Source organism: Ruegeria sp. CDSA221, assembly GCF_059611825.1.
Genome location: NZ_JBXWPK010000011.1, coordinates 1 through 17,171 on the forward strand (window position 1 = coordinate 1; position 17,171 = coordinate 17,171).

Consider the following 17,171-nt stretch of genomic DNA (forward strand, 5'->3'; position numbering starts at 1 on the left):
TATACCCCTGAAACTCACGGGTATGAATCACGCAGGCGGGATGACGGCAACCAAATTAATAGGTCCAGAACCTAAGCATCACCAGGAATTTGGCGACGGGCGCATTCTCTGCGTCAAATCAGATTACACGATCGAGTCGATTACCCCAGAGGGTCTCGAAGCAGCTCAGGCCCTGGACGCGAAATCCAAAACCTGATCGGTCACGTTCGAGAACTCGGCACATCAAAATACTGGGGCAGGGCACATGAAACGGCTCTTGTTTCTCAGTGCTCCACTCGCGTCTTTGTTCATTGCTGCTTGGATTGAACCGTCAAAACAAACAAAGACCCTTAGGGCGTCCGAAGTGACTGCCGTTGACGGTGACACTCTCGATCATGGCGAAGATCGATACCGGCTCGTTGGCTTCGATACGCCGGAGACCTACCGGCCGCAGTGCCGTGCGGAAAAGACTCTGGGATTGGAAGCGAAAGCAAGGCTGACAGAGCTCATCCAGTCGGCGGACCAGATAGAGCTGGTCATCCAACCAGATCTGGACGTGCATGACCGCTTCCTGGCAGTTGGGCGTGTGGCTGGGCAGGACGTCGGGGCCATCCTGATTTCCGAGGGTCTCGCGCGCCCATACTCCGGCGGCAAACGCCGGTCCTGGTGCGGCTGAAGGAAAGGACCAAGCAACGATTTAATGACAACAGAACGAAACCACTGAGAAATAAGCAGTCCTGTCGATTGCGCCAACAATCGACAGGACAAGAAACGCCCCAAATCCATCCGGGCATTCCTCAAACATCAAGAGAGAACTGTACTATGGTAAAAACAGTAGTCCTAGATGCCGATCCTAGATTGGTCAGCACCGCGCCAGAGTCAATGGGTGCGAACTCAGACAACGCGTCTGAGCTTTCGGCCGCACAGCACTGACCGGCGACAGCGGCGAACAGGACATCCCCGACACTTTGGTCATACCTTCAGGCTGATTGATCCAAGCTGACGCTGGCTGTCTACGAAGCCCGCGAAGGGCTCAGTGCTGTGTCCCGGCATCGAATTTCCTGCTGCTCAGATGATCTGACTCCGAGCCCCATAATAGTAATTATGTAAAAACTACTGACCTATTTTTTGAAAGGCGGAAAGGTGATCACAGTGGCCTTCGACACTATCGAAAGCAAGATTGATCGGCGCTGGGTGCCAGCCGCCCAGAGCTTCGAGCAAGCCCGCAAGGACATTCTCACCGTAATCCGCCACCTTGCCGGAGAACGGTCAACCATCAAGCGCGCAATGCGCGAATACTGGCTGGAAAGCGATGCCCGCGCCACGGCTTTCGGGATCGCGCTCGAAATGTTCCATGTCCTCAATGATCTTGGGTATGTCCGTGCAAATCGGCTCTACAAAGCCTTGAAGCTGCACGCAGACGTTAACAAGGCGTTGGGTCCGAATGAGCTGTTCCGCTTTGCTTCACCGGAAAAGGCCGCTGCGCTCATCCAAAGCAGCAGCCGAGCGGACTATGCCAGCTCATACGCAACCCAGAAATTCGGTTGCGACCTGTCAGGCACAATCGACGCCAACACCGCGCGCGACGTTCTGAACCGGCATGAAGCCCTTTGGTTCGTCTACCCAAATGCCACCTATCACGTTCACCTGATCCGTGAGGGTATCTGGCTGGACATCGTTATGCCGCTTGAAGTGGTCGATGAGCTGCGACTTGACGTGGATTTCGCAATGCAGATCCGACAAGCGGAACTTGATGCGCAGGGAGCTTTGTCATGAACAAGCCTGCGCGCAAGGTTCTTCCTGATCGTCGGCTGGCTGAAACACGCCGCGTTGAAACTCCGCAAGGGCACACTGCCTTTGTCACCATCGGATATGATCCGGCGTCACCAATCAAACCCCGTGAAGTGTTCTATAGCGGTGGTTTTCGCTCCGGCAGTGACCTCGAATATCATCTGCATGATCTGTGCGTTCTGATTTCGCTGTTGCTGCAGCATGGCGTTGCTGCCTCGTTTCTGTCGCGCTCTATCGCTCGCAAGACTTCGGCCCTGGGTGGTGAAGAATACGCCAGTCTCGCAGGCTGGCTGGTGGATGCTGTCAGCATTCCGCCGTCCTGGACCGATGAGTACGTGGCCGCGACCGGCGACGACCAGAACGCCTCCCCTTTCCCGACAACGCAAGCAAAGGAGAAATCCAAATGATTGCAGCAATGCGGCCCTTCCTTGTCGTCTCCACTGCCGTTGTGGCGACCAGCGCAAGCGCCCAGGTCATCGAGTACGAACCCGATGGCAGCGTGTTCCTGAACGGTGCGCGGGCAGAAATCGTTGATGGCGTGGTGAAACCAATCCAGATGCGGGTATACGAGCTAGACGAGCAACCGCAATCGCCCAAAGCGAAGCGCACGGCAAAGATCGAGATTGCAGGAAAAGCACCGCGGCCTCGCAAAGCCTCTGGTGGTTGGTCGCAGGAACGGATCGTCAAAGAAATTCACGCAGCGGCGGAACGGCATGACGTTCCGACCGAGTTGTTCATGGCACTCGTCTGGCAGGAAAGCCGGTATCGGGCTGATGCCCTGTCACCCAAGGGTGCCATCGGTTTCGCGCAGCTCATGCCGGGAACGGCAAAAGACCTGGGCGTGAACCCAAAGAACCCCGCTGAAAATCTCGACGGTGGCGCTCGCTATTTGGCAGCGCAGTACCGTGAGTTTGGAGACTGGAAACTGGCGCTCGCCGCCTACAACGCCGGTCCCCATCGCGTCGTCCAGTATGGCGGCATCCCCCCCTTCACCGAAACCCGCGACTACGTGCGGATCATCCTAAGCAAAGTGAGTAAGGAACTATGAAAAGACCCCCCATGAAACGGCACCACTTCATCCAACAAGTGGCATTCTTTGCGCTAACAATGACCATCGTCAGCGCAGCACCGGCCTCCGCTGGCTGGCTGCAGGATGCCATTGGCGATTTCATCGACGAGACACTGGCCGACTCGAAGGTCGTTGGCGTCAGCCTTGCCGCTGTCGGCTTCATCTGGGGCTGTCTCGCCTACGTGTTCGGCTGGGGTTCGCTGAAAGGCCCCGTGATCGCAATCGTTGTCGGTGCAGTTATCGGCCTTGCTGACACCTTCATCGGAGCCTGATTGATGGCTCGCCGCAATACGGTCTTTCGCGGCCTGAGCCGCCCCGCAGAATGGGGCGGCCTGCCCGTGATCTATCTGCTGGTGATCGCGGGTATGACCATGCTTGCGTTCTTCTCGTTCGGAGTAGCGCCAGCAATCATTGCGGGCTTTGTTTTCTATACCGGGCTGCGCCTCTTTTACGAATGGGAACCGGCATTCTTCCGCATCCTGTCCGTGACGCTCTCCAAGACACCACGCACCAAAAACCGTCAGCACCACGGGGGAGATTTCTATAGTGCCTAAGCCTGCTTCAAAGGATCTGTTTACCCTGGCCCGCTCGTTGCTTGAGCCGAGCTGGCGTAAGGACGAAATGCACCTCTTTCAGATGTTGCCATATGGCTATGTCGTGGACGATGAGGTCATTTCCACGCGCAACGGCGGACTGATCGCCGCTGCCGAAATTACCGGAATCAACGCAAACACTCTGGACGAAAACGAGTTCGAGTTTTTGGCTGAGCGTTTCGAACGTGTATTGCGGACCACTCCTAATGAGGTCGCATTCTACGTTCATCGAGTGACCGTTCCCGCTGAGACAGGGCATGTCATCACGGACACAACCGGCTTTGCTGGTGCAGTGGCAGAAGCCATGCGGTCAGCCTCGCTCGATGCAGAGTTGAAAGAGCGCAAAATCATCATCAGCGCCATTCTACAGAAGCGTCAGGATGAACGCGCCAAGCAAATATTCGGCATGTCGTCAGGAACGATCGACGAGGAACGCCGCGAAATGATGGAACAGCTCGACGGTGTGTTCACCACACTGGCGGGCACGCTGGGCGAAAGCCGAGTTAGCCGGCTGAAGCTCAGCGATGGGCGTTGGCTGGGTTACTATGGAATGCTGCTGAACGGGCGCTATCAGCCAATCGTTCATACAAACATTGCAGAGCCGATTGCCTTCAACATGCCGCAAGAGGACGTGCTGTTTCAGGGCAAGACTGCCAAGCTCATGTCTGGCGATGACCAGGAGCGGTCAATTCGCGTCTATTCCCTGAAGAACTATCCGATGGCGTCATTCCCCGGCATTTTCGACGGACTGGACCTGCCGGTTGATGTTGTGATTTCGCAATCCTTCCTGCCGATCAGTCGCTCGCAGGCGCAAGAAATGGAACGCCGCAAATCGGGTCAGATGCGTTCGGCTGGTGACAAAGCGAAGTCGCTGGAAGAAGACTTGTCCATTCTGGCCGATGGCATTGCTTCGGGCACCATGTCTCTGGGAAAGCACCACCTTTCGATCTGCGTGTTCGGGACTGAGGAAGATCTGAAAACAGCCGAACAGCATATCATCGGTGAAATTCAGATTTCGGGCGGCACAGTGAAGCGCGAAGCGATGTCGGCGCGGGCGGTGTATTTCGCGCAGCACCCCGGCAATTTCGCGTTCCGTGCGCGTGAAGAACTGATCACAGACCAGAACTTTGCTGACATGGTAGCGTTTCACATGCGGCCAAAGGGTCTGCCTGAGAACAAGCTGCCGTGGCCTGGACCACTGGCGACGTTCCCGACCACACATGGCGACAGCTACGATGTTTCGTTGCACCTGCCCAAGACCAGCTCAGACGCTGAAAACCTACCATCCGGCCATACCATCGTTCTCGGCCCAAACGGCTCAGGTAAGACCGTGATTGCAATGCTGCTGGCGACGATGGCGGTTGCGCAGGGCGCGCGTATCATCGCGTTTGACAAAGACCGGGCGATGGAAGCCCCCATGCGGGCACTTGGGGCGCAATACACTCGCGTTCGGGTTGGCGAACCCACCGGCATGAACCCTTTCCAAACGGAAACGGATGAGGCTGGGCAAAGCTGGCTGGCAAATTGGGTCACAGCCTTGATGAGCTATGACGAAAAGCTGACCGCCGAACAGAAAGATGAGATCACGCAGGCGTGCCAAGCCAACGCCACCCTGCCCCCACAGCTTCAGAACTTCGATTCACTGGTGGATCGGTTCAGAGCCTTTGACGACAACAAGAACCTGTTCAAGCGGGCTAGCGAATGGGCAGGTGACGGGCGGTTGTCGTGGATGTTTGGCGAAGGTGGCAAAGATCCGTTTGCCTCTGGCGACCGGCATCTTGTGTTCGACATTTCCGAGGTTCTGGATGACGAGTTGGTCCGGTTGGCGTGGATAAGCTACGTCATGCGCCAAATCGAGCGCCGGTGTGCCTCTAAGGTGCCGACTGTCTTTGTCATTGATGAAGCCTGGGTGATCGCTGGCAATCCTTACGGCGCGAAAATCCTCAAGAACGCTTACACCACGTATCGGAAGCTGAACGTCATGATGATGATGATGACGCAGATCCCCGATCACATCCTGTCGTCAGCGGCCAGTAAGTCGATCCTGGAAAACACCAGCACGCAGCTCTTGTTCCCGTCCCGATCCGGCAATGAAGCGGATTACCGGGCAATCGGTTTGAACGATGCAGAGCTGGGCGCATTGCGGGCGCATTTTGGCGACCGCGTGATGCTCATGAAAAAGGGTGATGAGAGTGTCTGGCTCGATGTCGATGTCGGCGCACTCGGCCCCCTGCTTCGTGTTCTGAGCGGATCAGACGGCAAGTCGTTCCCTGATCCGGAATGGCGTCAAAACCCCAACTTCTGGAAGGAAATCACATGAAATCTCGCCTTATCCTCGCCCTCGTTGTTCTGGCCGCTGTTGCCGCCTGCACCAACACCTATTCGGGCTATCGCAGCAAATGCGCCTGCGACTTTGAGCGCATGACCCCCCCTGAAAACATGGAGCTTGTCTGATGAACACCCTGAAGAAATTCCGCACCACTGTGGCTGTCGCCGTTTGGGCCGCCCTGCCCGTCGCGGCGTTGGCCCAGGGTGTGCCGGTCGTGGATGCTACCGCCATTACACAGGACGCTGCCAACTCCGCTCGGGAAGTTGCTGAAATGGTTCGCCAGTATGAGCAATTGTTGCAACAGTATGAAAAGCTGGAACAACAGCGCGCCATGCTGGAAAACTCCTTCAAGGCCATTTCTGGCCTTACGGACCTGGACGAGTTTAACAGCCGTAGCTTTCTGAAACTGGCTTCCGCGGCGGACACGCTCGGATACGCTTTGAACGCGACCGAAGACACGATCGGTGATCTTCCGGGCGTGGCAGGGTTGGCGATGGAACGCCGGTCAATCAGCCTGGGGCTGAACAATGGCATTCTGAAAGAGTTCAGCGCTTCAGACGTACCGGCACGGCGCATTCTGTCTGAGCGTGGCGGAGCAGGTTTGATGGTGTCCGCTCTGGGTGAACAGGGCTACGACATGGCGGGAAAACTCTCTGAAGACGCCGAAAAGCTGCGCGGTGAAATCGGTCAGCAACAAGATTTGAAGGATGCAATCGACTACAACACGGCGGTTCTTCTGAAACTCCTCCAAGTTGAAATTGAAATCTTGCGCGCAACCTCGGCTAATGCTCTGGCGTCGGGCACGGATCTGGCTGCAACCGCAGCAGATCTTTCGACGCTGAGCAATTACGTAAGAGGAACCTCACAATGAAACTTCGCACCACTTTCGCCCTGACCATTGCAGCCGCTGCCATTATGTTGGGGGCTGCATCGGCTCAGGTAAAACTGCGTCCCACGCCAAATGTTGATTGGCCCTTTGGCGAGTATCGGGTGTGTTTCGGGAATACAGGCGTCAACAACGTCGCCAAACAGTTTGTCGATGAAGATCAAGCCCGTATGGCTGATGCGGGCCAACCAGCAGACAAACAATATCTGGTGAACAATTGGTCAGTCGCGATCCTCAATGAACAGATAATCGCTGCACATGAGTATACGGCAGAACAATGCCGGTTGCGAAAAGCCGGTGAAAAGTTTGATACGGAATGCCCGCTCGGAAACATGAGCCGTACCGCCGCAATGAATGTTGTTGGTGCGGATAAACCCGAATTCTGGAGTCAACCTTCATCGCAAAATGCGGACCTAAAGAAGGAGCAAAAGGCTAGGCTGAACAATCTCGGTCCCGTGTTACAGGAGGCATGTGGGCCGTGATCCAAGATTTTGTCAGCTCGATTGAAACTGCGATCAACAACTTTTCGCAGCAAGCTTATAACAGCCTGGCGGCGGATCTTGCATCCGCCCTCTGGGCAATTGCCGCGCTGATCTTCGTTGCGATGTTGATCAACGGCGTACTTCAAATCAGAGAAATCGGGTTCGGTGGTTACATTGGCTGGATCATTCGAGCGACAATCATCATTGGTATGGCATCAAGTTGGTCGTACTTCCAACCGGTCTACAATGGCATTCAAAGCCTGCCAGACAGTATTGCCGGAGCCCTGACCGGGACCACGAACGTATGGCAGGCGCTTGATGATATAGCCGACCAATGCTTCACGATGGGGCAAACCGCCATTGAAAATGCCACGTGGGGCCTAAGCATAACCGGCGCTGTTCTCTGGGTGGTCGGAGCAATCATTGTCGCCTTCGGTACAGGGATCGCCTTGATTGCCAAAGGAGGCATGGCGGTACTCCTTGGTTTAGCGCCGATCTTCATTGCAACACTGCTCAGCTCGGCAACGGCTAATATCTTTGCCGCCTGGGCGAAAACGACTGTGGGCCTCGTCATGGTCATAGTTGTGCTGACAGGGATCGTATCCCTGATTCAAACGCTGTTTGTTGCTGAACTAAGCACGGTAGAAGACGTGAACAACATGACGGCGAGTGGTCGTTTTCTGGCTGTGTGCATTATCTCAATAGTGATGCTCACACAGATACCTTCAGTAGCTGGGGGTATATCGGGAGCAATCGTATCTGCTTCATCAGGACTTGCCGTGGCCTCCGGGATGGCGGCGGCTGCTAGAAACGCGATGGGCACGACTGTTGATGCCGGACGCAGCACAGTTGCAGGGGGCAAGACTGCAGCCGCGATCGCCTCCGCAGCACGCGACGGCACCGGGGTTCGTGACAGCGCATCCCGAGCAATGCAGGCGCGTCGGGACATTGCACACAGATCCCGCAATCAGGATAGCGCCGCGCGCCAGAGCTATGCCGCTGACCGTTACCGGCAGAGCATTCAAGCCGCTCGCGCAAACCCCAAGAAATCTTCGTAAACTGAGGTACAGAGCAAATGTCACATGTGACAGATCACGAGAAAGAACTTTTTCTGGGCGCTCGGCGCGATGCCTTCAAATGGCAGGTGTTCGGAGCAGTTGGTATGGCAATGGGCGTCGCGTCCATTATTGGCTGGGCATTGATCCTGCCCTTGAAGGAAATCCGCGCGGTGCCCTTTTCAATCGACCCGGATTCCAAACTGCCGGTCCTGCTGACGGAGAAAGTCCAGGAACTCGAACCCTCCGAGGCAATGGCTTTCCGCGAAGCCGCAAACTACGTGCAGGATCGTGAAACCTATGACGTTCAGGACAACAACGAGCGCCTGAAGTCAGTTTTGCGCCGCTCTGATGAGCTGGCCGAAACGTCTTATCGCGATCTTTGGGACGGTTCGAACGACAACCATCCGGACGAAATCTATACGCCTAAGACAAAGGTGCAGACCGAAATTCTGGGCGTGTCACCAGTCAACGACGAAACGGTCCAGGTGGAGATCCGCAAGTCGCTGGTCATTCCAAACCAACCAATCGCCTCCGCTCGGTACGTGGTCACAGTGACCTACGGGTTTGAGGAAAAAATCGTGACGTCGATGGATGAGCTTCTGGAAAATCCATTTGGCTTCACTGTCACCAACTACCGCGTAGACGCAATGGGAGACATCTGATGCAGCGTACCATTAAGACACTTACAACCGCCACTGCCGCAGTCCTGGCTCTCTCGATCTCCGTTCTGGCGGAAATCACACCGACACCAGACGGAAAGAACGCGGATCACCGCATTACGCATTTCCATTACGTCGAGAACCAAGTGTACCGCATTCCTGTGGGTGAACGCCTGATCACCTATGTTCACTTTCCGCAGGGCGAAACCGTGCGCAGCATCGGCGCGGGCGACACTGAAAGTTTTCAGATCACCCGCCTGCAGGAAGGCCGCGTGATCGCGTTCAAACCGGAAATCCTCAACTCGGATTCGAACCTTACGGTCTTGACCAATCGCGGCTCGTACAACTTCTATCTGGTTCCTGCTGAAACTACCGCTGAACGCAAAAGGGTGCCGTTCCGAGTCACCTTCTATAACAACAATAAAGGTGGAACCACGACGACCCGTGGCAAGGTGGCTCGAAGCGAACCCAAGCCAACCGGGCGGTTCGTGAACCAAAACTATTCGCGGTCGGGCAAAGCAGATTTCGCACCCACGGCGGTTTGGGACGATGGTGTTCATACGTACATGCAAATCCCGCAGGACGAGGAACTACCGGGTATTTTCCGTGTATTGCCTGACGGTCGGGAGCTGATGGTAAACACCACAGTGAAAGAGCGCGGCATTATCCAAGTGCAGGGTCTTTCCGATCTTTGGACGCTGCGCATCGAGGATGACTCGATTTGTGTTCGCAACGATGGCGACAATTACCAACAGGCAAGCGCACGCGGCCAGACTGGTAGACCTATCACCTCGCAAACAGTCAAACCGGGGGGCACCAAGTAATGAACCGCGAAAACACAATTGCGGCACGTGCGGCGGCTGAACAGCCGCCCCAACGTGTCCGAAAGAAGTTTGAGCCAAAGAAGCTCATTGGCGTTGCTCTCGCCGGTGCCGTGTTCTTAGGTTTCGTGTGGTTTGTGATGGGCGATGACGCCAAGAACAGCCGCGCAGGTGTCCGCGTCGATGCTCTGCAACAAAGCGGTGGGGAACGCTATGGCCTGCTTACTGCACGGGGGCCGGACGTGGACGAGCCAGAACCAGACGCATTGCCCGAGGCCATAGCTGTGGCGACACCCGAAACAGCGCCAGTGCAGGTCGATGCCGAAGGGTTGAAACAAGCCCTGAACAGTATCGACCAGCTCAATGGTCGGATCTCCAACCTGCAAGGCGAACTGACCGACGCCAAGATTGCCCTGTCTGAGAAGGACAGTGAAATCGCGACGGTCACTCTGAATTATGAGCGGCTGCAGGTCAGCTTTGATGAGCGGGAAAAGAAGTTTCAGACGCAGCTTGCCCAGGCTGTAGCTGACGCTGAAGCCCGCGCACTTGCCAGTATGAGCCACCTGCAAACGCAAGGTCTGACTGAGGACGAACGGCGCAGGCTCGAAGAACTCAAGCGGATGCGCGAGCGCCAAAACCAGTCGGACGGCATTGTGTTCGATGAAAACCCATATGGCAGAAACTAAAGGAGCTGATGATGAACAGTTTTGTCGCACAAGTTCTAGGGCCGCTGGACAGGCGGTGGCTGTTCCGGGCTTACCTCATCGGGGTTTTGTTTCTGTGCATGGCGGTGGTTGTCACCTTCACCCGAGAACCAAACCTTTCTCTGGATGCGAACCAACGCATCATCGCCATCATAGGTGCCCTGACAGTCTTTGTTCTGAACACGGCTTTGTTCCCGTTTGCGAAAATCGTTTGGGACAGCATTCGCAGCTTCATTCTTGGCGACACCTTTCTTGTCACCAGCACCATGTTCCTGTTCGTGGGCAAATTCTTGGTGAATTTCATGCTGTGGACCATGGCCATTTTCATTGCGCCACTCGGCATCGGCTACCTCTGGTTCAAACAACGCGCCTGAACGGGGCAACCTCTCAAAATCAAAAGGAATAAAGCCCATGAACAGAACAGCACTCATCCTTGCCCTGGTCACGCTGGCCTCAAGTGCAGCGGCTCAGGAACAGAATTACCAACCCATCAACAGTGGGTCGCAGCCGATCATTTTCCAGCCCGTGCAACCGGCCCAACAGCCTGTGCAGGTCCAGCCGGAAAATACACGCCTGCCTGAAGAACAGCGCGGCTATCAGGAAAACCCGAACACGACATGGCAAAACAATCTGGTCGAAGAATATCCGCCCATCGTGGGGGCCTCGATCATTGACGATCCGTCGCGCACGCTGACCCAGGGCACGGTTTTGACCGCTGTGTTTGGTGGGGCCGTAAGCTCGGAGCTGCCGGGTAGTGTTGTGGCGACGATCACGCGTGGCGTCTATTCAATGGACGGGACAAGGCTGCTTTTGCCGCGCGGATCTAAACTCTATGGCGAATACCGCGCTGATACAAAGCTGGCGCAAACAAGGATCGCTGTCGTTTGGAGCCGGGTTATCACGCCAGATGGCTTGTCTGCGCAAATTGGCTCAGCCGGGACAGATGGTCAGGGCCGGTCTGGCGCAACTGGACGTGTCGATACGCATTTCGGTGAACGGTTTGGGACTGCCGCGTTGCTCTCGATCATCGGGATCGCGCCGGTCGCGCTGGTAGCCGACAACGACAGCAGCAATTCGGTACAAACGGATCTGGCAACACAGGTCGGATCAAACTTGCAGAATGCCACAGCAGCGGCACTGGAAGATTACTTGCGGATTACGCCAACTATCTACGTGGATCAGGGAAGCCGTATCAACGCCATCCTGCAGCGTGACGTGGTGTTCGATAGCTTCTGATGAGCGGGCGAAACGGCAATGGCCTTCTGGAATACTACACCGAACAGATCGAGCATCTGTTACATGACAAAAACCTGAGCGAGATTTCCGTGAACCCGGACGGCACAGTCTGGGTTGAGGAAATGGGCACAACCCACATGACCAGAACAGACATCACTCTGACCAAGGATGATGTTGAGAATATCGGGCGGTGTGTGGCTGGGTTCAGTGACGTTACTTTCGGAGAAAAAAAGCCAATTGTGACGGCAAATGTGCCGACAAAGGAAGGCAAAGCACGGGTGCAGGTTGTCATTCCGCCCGCGACAACCGGCGTCGGGTCCGTGGCGGTCCGCCTGCTCCGCGTGAAAAGCGTTGACCTGGGCGCGTTCAGCTTTGCCAGTCAAAAGGCCGCATTGGCTGAAAACAACGACCACAGCGCACTTGAGAATGCACGGCAGGCTCTCGCAGCGGGCACGATGAGCTTTGACGAGCTGGCCGACCTCGCGATGCAAAGCAAATGGAACGTAATTATTGCTGGTGGTACATCTTCCGGAAAAACCACCGTACTGAATGCGATGCTGAAGCGCGTCGATCCAGGCGAACGGATCGTGACAATTGAGGAAGTGGCAGAGCTGGACATCGAGCAACCAAACTTCGTTGGCTTGCTTGCTGATCGTTCCGAAGAAAACGGCCCTCGATCCCCGACAAAACTACTAGAATCGGCGCTACGCCTCCGGCCTGACCGGCTCGTTTGCGGGGAAATCAGGGGTGACGACGCGAATATGTTCTTGGAACTGGTGAACACCGGCCATGACGGATCTGTCTGCACCATGCACGCCAACTCGCCCGTCGATGCCATCGGGCGGATGAGCAAAATGGTGCGGCGCGGATCTCCGACCGTTCAAAAGTCAGAAGTGGTCGATGATATCAGGGCCACCATTCACATGATCGTTCACATGAAAAAAATCGGAGACGAACGGAAGGTCAACGGCGTGATCTTTCCACCCCTGATGACTGCTGACCAACTTAACTGAAGGAGAATCGAGGTGAAGAAATTCGAGTATCGGGTCGTATTGATGATGACCATCGGGGGAAATTCAGGTGATCAATTTGCGCAGTTAGGGGAAGACGGCTGGGAAATGGTTGGTGTCGTCGGCGTGGATTCGGGCGTCCGGTGCTTTTTCAAGCGGGAGCGGGCCGATGGCTGATGAAGACGTAGCCTATAGGCTTGCTCTATTCGCCAAGTCGCTGCGCATTCTTTCATTCTGCGCGTTAGGTGTCGGCGCAATTGTTGGGATTGGGGCCGCATCTTTCGGTGGCCCTCAATTGGCAGGGTTTGGCTTAATGCTTGCAATCTCAATAGCGACTATCTGCGAAGGCACATCCATAGGAGTGCGGCGCATCCTACGGAAACACGGCTTTGAACCAGATGATCTTATTGAAAAGGGTGAAGACGAATGAGTGAGTTTCAGGATCTTCCAAAAGGCAAGAAGGTAGCGATAGCCGGCACAATGGGCTTTGTCGCTACTTCGGCTTGCGCAGTGTTGGTGGTCGGCCTGGTCATCGAATACCTCAACACGAAAGGCTTCCGGGGGCTGGACATCTGGGCGATACCGGAAAAGTTCATGGCACGACCTGCAGAAGAACAACAGGTCATCGGGCTTGTGGCCGTTGTGACCGTCTGCGTTCTGACATTTGCATTTGTGGCCGCTACACTGCGCGGCCCGTCGACTAAATACGGCGATGCGGTTTTTGCGAAAGCGCCTCAGCTCGTCACAGAAGGATACGCGGCACCTCTGAAGTTGAAATCACAATTGGACAGCGAAATCGTCTTTGCCAAATTCGGGCCACCAAAAGAGAAAAACGCGATCTTCTATAAGCCCGGTCCAAGCGTACAGAAACCACATGCGATGTTCATTGCACCGTCTGGCTCGGGTAAAACCAGCGGTTTTGTGATCCCCAATATTCTGCGGTTCAACGGCTCCTGCGTTGTTCTCGACATCAAGGGCGAAATATTTCAAGCGACCGGCGCACGGCGGGCGGCAATGGGCGATGAGGTCTTTGTGTTCGACCCAGAGAACCCCGAAAAAAGCCACAGCTATAACCCGCTGCGCCGCGCAGCTCGCGCAGACAACCTGGACCGGCGTTGGGAAGAAGTGATTCAGGTTGCAACACAGATGTTCGACACGCCCAGCTCATCCGCCCAGGGCTTCTTGGGTGGCGTCGAAGGCATGTTCTGCGCCATGGCGATGTTGGCGATCAAGCGGGACCGTCCGTACATTTCCGAGATCCTGCGCCTGGTCAAAACGACCAAGCAAAAGGATTACGAGAAAATGGCTGAAGAAGTAGGTTATGCCCGGGCAGCAGATGAGTTCCTGAATCTTGCAGCCGAAGAATCCAAAATCCTCCGGTCAACGATTTCGGTTATGAACAACTCCGGCCTTCAGCTCTGGCGCAACCCGTCTGTGGCAAGAGCGACGCAAGGCAATGACATCAACTTTGAGGATCTGCGTCGGCGCCCCACCTCGATCTACTTTTCTGTGCCGGGGAAAAAGGTCAAAGAGTTCCGGACACTCATTCGCCTGTTCTTCCTCGATCTGGTGAACACAATCGAAACCGTTGAGCCGGGCGACGATGAACCGTTCAAGGTTCTGATCCTGCTCGATGAGTTTCAGCGCCTCGGCCACCTTGAGCGCGTCGTGGAGGCTTACGACACGATGCGATCGTTCGGGGGCCGTATCATCGTGATTTCGCAAACGCTGTCACGCCTGCAGGATATCTATGGGCATGAAGGTGTACGGGCGATGCTGGCAAACGCCGGGACGCAAATGTTTGCGGCGTCCGAAGATTCAGAGGTACGCGAACACGTGTCCAGATCCATCGGTGACAAAACAGTAATGAGCAAATCGAAGTCTCGGGCGCTCGGCAAAATGGAAATGGGCAGCATATCGGAACGCGAGGAAGGCATTCGCCTGCTCCGGCCTGAACACGTTGGCCGATTGCCTGAAAATGAAGTTGTGCTGATCCGCGAGGGTAAGATGCCGGTGATTGCAAACAAGATCAGGTACTTTGAAGATCCCTATTTCATGCAGTTCTTGGGCGGCGAAAGTCCGAAGATCAAAGGCACACACCTCGATCTGGCTGTAGAGCAAGCCAGGGACACGGCAAAGGCGCTGGCTGATGCGAAACCGGCCCCTGCCCCGGTGAAAGAGGTTTCGGAAAAAGATCAGGAACTTCAGGCTGCTTTTGATGCGCAGCGCACCGTTGCAAAACGAAAAAGCCGGTCCGCAAAAGACATGGCGGTGGAGAAAATGAGAGCCAAACAGCCTGAAAGTAGCGCCTCCGCTTGACGGGGGTGCTGTTTAAGTAAATCTGCGTTTAACCATGTTTGTGAGAACATAGCGGTCTAACTATCAGAAGGTTTTTTCAGATGAGATTGATACTCGCGATTTTGCTGCCGTTTGTGGTGTTCTTCACGATCAATCGCCCATTTCAGGGCTTTTTCTGCCTGCTCCTGCAATTGACGCTCATTGGCTGGATTCCAGCCGCTATTTGGGCTGTGTACTCGCTGAGCCAGTACAACACAGACAAGAAGATCAAGGCTGCGGCGAACAGGCTGGGCGATTGATGTTCGGAGTGAACAGCAAACCGGATTGGTTTGAGAAAATAGAAGAAAACCCAAAGCACGAGATTGCGCACTACACCAGTTTTGAGTGCGCCCGCAGTATCCTTGAAGATCGAATTATTCGAGGCACCGATACTATCAAAACAAGCCATGATGCATTTCCGCACTTTATTTATGATGGCTGGGGCATTGCGAAAGGCACGATCAGCACGCAGATCCGCTTGAATTTTGAGACGACGCTGCCTGTTCGGCTACGAACTGATGGTGGGCACCAGAGCCAAACTACCTTGAGGTCTATCAAACGAGTGAACGTGGGCGGTGGCAGTGTTCCGTGCATCCGGACAGCCCAAGCCTGACTTATGTTGGGTCCTATCAAGATTGGCGTGAACTGGAAAGAAAATTGCCGTCTATGTGGTCCCTGGGAGCATGGACAGAGGCCGGACGAGAGTGGAGGCGGCTTATCAAGCAGCTTGAGCTATCGGAGCTGGAAGGCCGCAAAATCAGTTCAAGTTTGGGCTAAACAGAAAAAGGGCCACCCGAAGGTGGCCTTTTTGAATCGTGGCTCGATGCCTTCAGTTCTTACCAGATGCTCGGCGCATTCTACGGATACACCTGCTCATGATCTTGGTGCGCTCGGCTCGCAGATCCTTCAGAGCTTGCTCTTTCCGCTCGATCCGAACGTGCAGCTTAGCAAGACGAACTAACTCCCTCTTTTCCGCGAACCGAAGCCATGCAGCCCGAAGCCCGAAAACACTGTCGGGCGACGGCTTGATGACCTTCTCAGGGGGCGGGTTGTTATGCCCCATCATCGACGCAAGCTGTGCAGTTGAAGGCACTGCACAATGGTTTTGATTTGTTGCCAACATCATTCGCCTCCGTGGTTAAAGGCTGTGACCATCATCTTCATGAACGTGGGCGGCCTGTTCGCGGGTATGAGCAATCTCATGCACAACAGCGGCAATCTTGCTGGATGAAACTTGGTGCAGCTCACCGACAACGGCCTCGGCGCGCTCGTAGCTGTCCGGAACGCCTTGGCTGTTGAAGTGGGCAGCAGCGGTGGAAATATCCGCGTCTTTCCAAGTCGCCGTTGTGCCGACTGAAACGCTGTCATGATCGTTGTAGCGGGCCAGGAACTTGTTTCCGTCGAGACCGAAGCTGTTGGCGGTCGCCACAATGTCATCACGCACAGCCAGCCATTTTTCGGCCTCGGACGGGTCCAGGTTATCCAACTCGGCCGCATTCATGGATGTGGTGTAACTGTCATCAGTAACAGCGTATGCCTGCAGGTCAGTATCGTATGGGCGCAATTCTGCAACATCGCCCTTTAACTCGCCGATCTGCACGTCCATGGCGGCACGTAAGTGCGGATCTTCGACCTCGCGGGCAAGAGCCTCCATGTTGTCGATGGAGTTTACGATGTCCTTGGTCTGTTGTTCGTAGTTCTCAAAACCGGCGAGCCCCAAAGCTGATTGCATGTATTGCACATAGCGATCACCCGGTGACTGGTAGTCGTCGGAATCCTGAAAACCTTTGTCACCACTCAGATCCGCGAGCGACGAATAATATGGATGGTACAGATCGTATTCCTGCGCGTCGGTCATATGACGGGAAACCAAAGCCTGCATGTCGCCCTGGTCAACTGATTCCCCTGACCTCTCGGCGGCTTCCAGTTCGATTTTCAATTCCTCGACCAGATCAGCTTGGGCGGTGTGTTCGTCAACACGGCGGTTGGCCTGGTCCTCGATGTCATCCAGTCGGCCACCGATGGCGGCATTGTCATACCCCATACTCCGTTGCTCTTTCGTGATGATGTCGATCTGCTCAGAAACGCGATCTTCTCGGGGCGCGGATTGGTCGAACTTGGCATAGGGTGCGAAGTGTTCGACTTCGTTCAAAAGATAGTCTGTACGCGAAACCATAGTTTTTCCTTTTCGAGTTGATGGATAACTCTGTGATGGTC

General features: G+C 55.2%; 24 protein-coding genes and 1 pseudogene. 23 read left to right on the forward strand and 2 right to left on the reverse strand.

The genetic code is table 11. From position 1 onward, the window contains the following. The 23 genes and pseudogenes from AC2FJ5_RS15545 to AC2FJ5_RS15655 all read left to right on the forward strand — a co-directional run. Positions 1-196, forward strand: a pseudogene (locus AC2FJ5_RS15545) (hypothetical protein); the annotation flags it as partial. 48 nt (positions 197-244) lie between these two features. After that, positions 245-655, forward strand: coding sequence for a thermonuclease family protein (locus AC2FJ5_RS15550; RefSeq protein WP_496793892.1), 411 nt, complete (start codon positions 245-247; stop codon positions 653-655). 476 nt (positions 656-1,131) lie between these two features. After that, positions 1,132-1,755: a hypothetical protein gene (locus AC2FJ5_RS15555; RefSeq protein ID WP_496793893.1), complete on the forward strand. Its 624-nt coding sequence runs from the start codon at positions 1,132-1,134 to the stop codon at positions 1,753-1,755. Continuing rightward, positions 1,752-2,177: a TSCPD domain-containing protein gene (locus tag AC2FJ5_RS15560; protein ID WP_496793894.1), complete on the forward strand. Its 426-nt coding sequence runs from the start codon at positions 1,752-1,754 to the stop codon at positions 2,175-2,177. Before AC2FJ5_RS15555 ends, AC2FJ5_RS15560 begins: the two co-directional genes overlap by 4 nt. Then, entirely contained in the window at positions 2,174-2,818 is a 645-nt protein-coding gene (locus tag AC2FJ5_RS15565) for a lytic transglycosylase domain-containing protein (protein WP_496793896.1), read from the forward strand. The genes AC2FJ5_RS15560 and AC2FJ5_RS15565 overlap by 4 nt, the downstream gene beginning before the upstream one ends. After that, entirely contained in the window at positions 2,815-3,111 is a 297-nt protein-coding gene (locus AC2FJ5_RS15570) for a hypothetical protein (protein WP_496793898.1), read from the forward strand. Before AC2FJ5_RS15565 ends, AC2FJ5_RS15570 begins: the two co-directional genes overlap by 4 nt. A gap of 3 nt (positions 3,112-3,114) precedes the next feature. After that, positions 3,115-3,393, forward strand: coding sequence for a VirB3 family type IV secretion system protein (locus AC2FJ5_RS15575; RefSeq protein WP_496671821.1), 279 nt, complete (start codon positions 3,115-3,117; stop codon positions 3,391-3,393). Beyond that, positions 3,386-5,752 (forward strand): VirB4 family type IV secretion/conjugal transfer ATPase, encoded by a 2,367-nt coding sequence (locus AC2FJ5_RS15580; protein ID WP_496793899.1) that lies wholly within the window; start codon positions 3,386-3,388, stop codon positions 5,750-5,752. The genes AC2FJ5_RS15575 and AC2FJ5_RS15580 overlap by 8 nt, the downstream gene beginning before the upstream one ends. Continuing rightward, positions 5,749-5,886 (forward strand): hypothetical protein, encoded by a 138-nt coding sequence (locus tag AC2FJ5_RS15585; RefSeq protein ID WP_170642037.1) that lies wholly within the window; start codon positions 5,749-5,751, stop codon positions 5,884-5,886. Before AC2FJ5_RS15580 ends, AC2FJ5_RS15585 begins: the two co-directional genes overlap by 4 nt. Continuing rightward, on the forward strand, positions 5,886-6,632 hold the full coding sequence (locus AC2FJ5_RS15590) for a type IV secretion system protein (RefSeq protein ID WP_496793901.1): 747 nt from the start codon (positions 5,886-5,888) through the stop codon (positions 6,630-6,632). Before AC2FJ5_RS15585 ends, AC2FJ5_RS15590 begins: the two co-directional genes overlap by 1 nt. Next, positions 6,629-7,129 (forward strand): hypothetical protein, encoded by a 501-nt coding sequence (locus AC2FJ5_RS15595; protein WP_496793902.1) that lies wholly within the window; start codon positions 6,629-6,631, stop codon positions 7,127-7,129. Before AC2FJ5_RS15590 ends, AC2FJ5_RS15595 begins: the two co-directional genes overlap by 4 nt. Then, positions 7,126-8,187, forward strand: a complete 1,062-nt coding sequence (locus AC2FJ5_RS15600; protein WP_496793903.1) for a TrbL/VirB6 family protein — start codon at positions 7,126-7,128, stop codon at positions 8,185-8,187. The genes AC2FJ5_RS15595 and AC2FJ5_RS15600 overlap by 4 nt, the downstream gene beginning before the upstream one ends. A 17-nt stretch (positions 8,188-8,204) precedes the next feature. Beyond that, on the forward strand, positions 8,205-8,849 hold the full coding sequence (locus tag AC2FJ5_RS15605; RefSeq protein ID WP_496793904.1) for a VirB8 family type IV secretion system protein: 645 nt from the start codon (positions 8,205-8,207) through the stop codon (positions 8,847-8,849). Beyond that, on the forward strand, positions 8,849-9,670 hold the full coding sequence (locus AC2FJ5_RS15610) for a TrbG/VirB9 family P-type conjugative transfer protein (RefSeq protein WP_496793906.1): 822 nt from the start codon (positions 8,849-8,851) through the stop codon (positions 9,668-9,670). The genes AC2FJ5_RS15605 and AC2FJ5_RS15610 overlap by 1 nt, the downstream gene beginning before the upstream one ends. Next, positions 9,670-10,353: a hypothetical protein gene (locus AC2FJ5_RS15615; RefSeq protein WP_496793907.1), complete on the forward strand. Its 684-nt coding sequence runs from the start codon at positions 9,670-9,672 to the stop codon at positions 10,351-10,353. Before AC2FJ5_RS15610 ends, AC2FJ5_RS15615 begins: the two co-directional genes overlap by 1 nt. A gap of 11 nt (positions 10,354-10,364) precedes the next feature. Beyond that, positions 10,365-10,745 carry a hypothetical protein gene (locus AC2FJ5_RS15620; RefSeq protein ID WP_496793908.1) on the forward strand — a complete coding sequence of 127 codons (381 nt, stop codon included), beginning with the start codon at positions 10,365-10,367 and terminating at the stop codon, positions 10,743-10,745. Positions 10,746-10,782: 37 nt separating this feature from the next. Beyond that, the gene (locus AC2FJ5_RS15625; RefSeq protein WP_496793909.1) at positions 10,783-11,607 is read left to right on the forward strand and encodes a TraB/TrbI/VirB10 family type IV secretion system protein; all 825 of its coding nucleotides are present in this window, start codon (positions 10,783-10,785) and stop codon (positions 11,605-11,607) included. Continuing rightward, positions 11,607-12,620, forward strand: coding sequence for an ATPase, T2SS/T4P/T4SS family (locus AC2FJ5_RS15630; RefSeq protein WP_496793911.1), 1,014 nt, complete (start codon positions 11,607-11,609; stop codon positions 12,618-12,620). Before AC2FJ5_RS15625 ends, AC2FJ5_RS15630 begins: the two co-directional genes overlap by 1 nt. Before the next feature lie 12 nt (positions 12,621-12,632). Beyond that, positions 12,633-12,794, forward strand: coding sequence for a hypothetical protein (locus tag AC2FJ5_RS15635; RefSeq protein WP_496793912.1), 162 nt, complete (start codon positions 12,633-12,635; stop codon positions 12,792-12,794). Then, positions 12,787-13,047 carry a hypothetical protein gene (locus AC2FJ5_RS15640; RefSeq protein ID WP_496793913.1) on the forward strand — a complete coding sequence of 87 codons (261 nt, stop codon included), beginning with the start codon at positions 12,787-12,789 and terminating at the stop codon, positions 13,045-13,047. Before AC2FJ5_RS15635 ends, AC2FJ5_RS15640 begins: the two co-directional genes overlap by 8 nt. Next, positions 13,044-14,936, forward strand: a complete 1,893-nt coding sequence (locus AC2FJ5_RS15645) for a type IV secretory system conjugative DNA transfer family protein (RefSeq protein ID WP_496793915.1) — start codon at positions 13,044-13,046, stop codon at positions 14,934-14,936. The genes AC2FJ5_RS15640 and AC2FJ5_RS15645 overlap by 4 nt, the downstream gene beginning before the upstream one ends. Positions 14,937-15,016: 80 nt before the next feature. After that, positions 15,017-15,214, forward strand: a complete 198-nt coding sequence (locus tag AC2FJ5_RS15650) for a YqaE/Pmp3 family membrane protein (protein WP_496793916.1) — start codon at positions 15,017-15,019, stop codon at positions 15,212-15,214. Then, positions 15,214-15,567 (forward strand): hypothetical protein, encoded by a 354-nt coding sequence (locus tag AC2FJ5_RS15655; protein ID WP_496793917.1) that lies wholly within the window; start codon positions 15,214-15,216, stop codon positions 15,565-15,567. The genes AC2FJ5_RS15650 and AC2FJ5_RS15655 overlap by 1 nt, the downstream gene beginning before the upstream one ends. A gap of 216 nt (positions 15,568-15,783) precedes the next feature. Here AC2FJ5_RS15655 and AC2FJ5_RS15660 read toward each other — a convergent pair whose 3' ends face one another. Together AC2FJ5_RS15660 and AC2FJ5_RS15665 are read right to left on the reverse strand one after the other, a co-directional pair. Further along, positions 15,784-16,077, reverse strand: coding sequence for a hypothetical protein (locus tag AC2FJ5_RS15660; protein WP_496793919.1), 294 nt, complete (start codon positions 16,075-16,077; stop codon positions 15,784-15,786). Between the two features lie 15 nt (positions 16,078-16,092). Continuing rightward, entirely contained in the window at positions 16,093-17,130 is a 1,038-nt protein-coding gene (locus AC2FJ5_RS15665; protein ID WP_496793920.1) for a hypothetical protein, read from the reverse strand. Between the last annotated feature and the right edge of the window lie 41 nt (positions 17,131-17,171).